Below are 3,047 nucleotides of genomic sequence, written 5' to 3' on the forward strand. Positions count from 1 at the left end.
CCGGAGGCCCACGCGCGGGCGGCGTCCGGGTCGGCCAGGACGGCGTGCAGGGTGCCCTCCACCTCTCGTTGCGCGTCCTCGCCCAGCGGGTGGCCGGCCGCGGCCGCGAGGTCGCGCGCCTGGCGGGACAGTGCGCCGATCAAGGCGTGCTGCCGGCGGGCCAGCTCACGCAGCTGCCCGCCGTCGAGATCGTGGTGCGCGGAGCGCAGCTGCTCACCCAGCCGGATCAGCGGAGCCACCTCGTCGGGCTCCTCCCGCACCAGGAGGTTGCCGGCCCACGCCGACACGGTGGGCCGGCGCAGGGCCTTGACCCGCCGGGCCAGCTCGGGCTCCCCGGCTCTGCGAGCGGCCCTGACCTGCTCGTCCCGTGCGGCGGTGAACTCCTCAGGGCGCAGTCCGTAGAGCCGCTCGGCGACAGTGTCCTCGTCCACCGCACCTCCTCCAGCCCTACCCCTTCTGTGCTGATTTTTGCACTTTGCGGGCGTGTGTGCGGTGTGCGGATTCTCGTCCAGTCACCGGGATGCCGTGCGGGTATCACTCGGGGCGGTGAGATCCCGGTGCGGCCCGGGCGGCAATTCCCGACGAGTGCCGGGTGTCGCAGGACGTGGCCGCCGCCTTCGTCGTCTGCGGTGATTCCCCGCTTATGCGGGCACTACATCGCAACCGTAAGAATGGGCCGACCGTGAAAAAGCCCTCCGCGAGGGAGGGCTGTACGAGGTACGGGCATGGCGCCCCCGGCAGGACTCGAACCTGCGGCCAAGCGCTTAGAAGGCGCCTGCTCTATCCACTGAGCTACGGGGGCCGGCCTCGGTCGCGGATGGGCGGAGCCCCCGGGAGGACCTTGCTCGCAACAGGATAAGGGTCCCCGTGGTCGCTCCTGTTTGCTTCACGTCCGCGACACCCTGTGGAGGTTCAGTGAAGCGCTCCGATAATCGCAGGCTAGTGCGAGCGGTGCATCGGTTTGTGCCGGGAGTGCGGCGGGTGTTGTGCACTCGTTATGCCCGCAGCCGCTCGCACCTCATCTGCCGCAGGGGGCAAAACGGGTCGTTCTTACCTGAATGCGCTTCAAAAACGGCGCAATATTGGGCATTCTTCACTATGTGGCGATCTTGGAAGCACGCACCGAACTGCTCGACGCGCTCGTCGCGCTGCACGACCGCGTAGCCGCTGCCCGCTTTCCGCTGCCGCTGCCCGGTGCCGGACGGGCGCGCCGGTCCCGGGCCGAACTGCTGGCACAGCTCGAGGACTACCTGATGCCGCGGCTGAGGGAACCCGGCGCACCGCTGCTCGCGGTGATCGGCGGATCCAGCGGCGCCGGCAAGTCCACCCTGGTCAACTCGCTTGTCGGGCGCCGCGTCACCGAGGCCGGCGTGCTGCGCCCGACGACCCGCACACCGGTGCTGGTCTGTCACCCCGACGACCGGCACTGGTTCGACGGCGAGTGGGTGCTGCCCCGGCTGGAACGGGTGCGCACCCCGCTCCCGGACGACGCGTACGCCCCCGAGGGCGACGACGGCAGCGGCGGCGACAGCCCGAGCGGCGGATACCGGTCCGAGTACGGGGGTACCCGCCCCGACCCCGGCGCCGACTCCCGCCCCCGCCCCGACCGGCGTTCCGCCAGCCACCCGCAGGGCGGCCCGGGCGGCGAGGAGCCGGAGGACGCGTACGCCGACGAGCCGTCGCTCGCGTTGCGCGTGGAGACGGACGACGCAGTGCCCGCCGGGCTGGCGCTGCTCGACGCGCCCGACATCGACTCGCTGGTGGCGGAGAACCGCGACCTGGCGGCCCGGCTGATCTGCGCGGCCGACATCTGGGTCCTGGTCACCACCGCGGCCCGGTACGCCGACGCCGTGCCCTGGCACCTGCTGCGGTCCGCGAAGGAGTTCGACGTCACCCTGGCCACCGTGCTCGACCGGGTACCGCACCAGATCGCGGTGGAGGTGGCCCGCAGCTACGCCGCCCTGCTGGACCGGGCCGGGCTCGGCGACATTCCCCGCTTCACCATTCCCGAACTGCCCGAGTCGGCGAGCGGCAACTCCGGGCTGCTGCCCGCGAGCGCCGTCGGACCGCTGCGCCTGTGGCTGTCCCACCGCGTCACCAACCCGGGAGCCCGGTCGGTGGCCGGCAGCAGGACGGCCTACGGCGTGCTGGACTCGCTGAGTCGCCGGGTGCCCGCCCTGGCCGGCGCGGTCGCCGCCCAGCACGCGGCGGCGCTGCGGCTGATGCTCCACGTCGACGAGGCCTACGACGAGGCCACCGACCGGGTGCGCCGGCAGCTCGTCGCCGGGGAACTGCTGGCGGGGGAGGCCGACGCGCGCTGGCGCGGCTTCCCCGTGGACAGCGGCGGCGACGAGATCCTGCACGCCTGCACCGACGGCCTGGTGGCGATGCTGTCCGGTGCCGTCTCCGCCGCGGAGGAGCACATCGCGGCGGCCTGGCGTGACGAGCCGGGCGCGGCGGGCGTGCCGGTGGACGTCTGCGCCGACGTCATCACCACGGAGGAGCGCATCGGCCTGCTCGTCCGCCGCTGGCACCGCTGCACCGAGGAGCTGGCCGAGGACGCGTTCCGCGAGCACGGCGGTGCACCCGGCACCGCCGAGGAGACCGCGGCCCTGCTGGCGGCGGCCCTGCTCGGAGGCCCTCGGCGGCTGGGCGCGACGCAGGCGCTGGCCGAGATGCTCGGCGGCACCGAGGCCGCCCGGCTGTACGCGCGCGGCACCGAGGTGCTCGACGGCTGTGTCACCCAGGCGCTGCAGGCCGAACGGGAACGCCGGCTGGCCCCGTTCGAGGTGCTGGACGTCGGACCGGAGCAACAGGTCGAACTGATCGCCGCACTGTCACGACTGCAGAAGGAGAGGTGAGGGCGGTGTCCGGATCGATGGGAGACGTCCGTACCGGGAACACACCCGAACGGGCACCCGACGGGGAGGAACGGTCCTGGGACGACGGTCTCATCGCCCGCCGCTCACGTCCCCCCACCCGGGCGGCGGACCCGCCTCCGCCCGCCCCCGGCGGCCCCGCCCCCGGTCCCGCCGACGTGGAGCGGG

The 3,047-nt window shown here is 73.3% G+C and carries 2 protein-coding genes, 1 tRNA gene and 1 pseudogene; 2 read left to right on the forward strand and 2 right to left on the reverse strand.

Going from position 1 to position 3,047, the window contains the following annotated elements; genetic code table 11:
- Both ACYVE9_RS20900 and ACYVE9_RS20905 read right to left on the reverse strand, forming a co-directional pair.
- Positions 1 to 431, reverse strand: a pseudogene (locus ACYVE9_RS20900) (hypothetical protein); the annotation flags it as partial.
- Between the two features lie 295 nt (positions 432 to 726).
- Positions 727 to 802 (reverse strand) — tRNA-Arg (locus tag ACYVE9_RS20905).
- Positions 803 to 1,058: 256 nt separating this feature from the next.
- Between ACYVE9_RS20905 and ACYVE9_RS20910 the strand changes: the two genes are divergently transcribed.
- A complete protein-coding gene (locus ACYVE9_RS20910; RefSeq protein WP_461029424.1) occupies positions 1,059 to 2,861 on the forward strand; it encodes a GTPase domain-containing protein in 1,803 nt (600 codons plus the stop codon).
- Positions 2,862 to 2,866: 5 nt separating this feature from the next.
- On the forward strand, positions 2,867 to 3,047 hold a 181-nt coding region (locus ACYVE9_RS20915; protein WP_461029425.1), incomplete at its 3' end, for a hypothetical protein.

Source organism: Streptomyces sparsus (assembly GCF_054776295.1).

Bases quoted from the DNA above. Each gene is read 5' to 3' on its own strand.
- ACYVE9_RS20910 (WP_461029424.1), top strand. From the start codon at position 1,059: ATGCGCTTCAAAAACGGCGCAATATTGGGCATTCTTCACTATGTGGCG.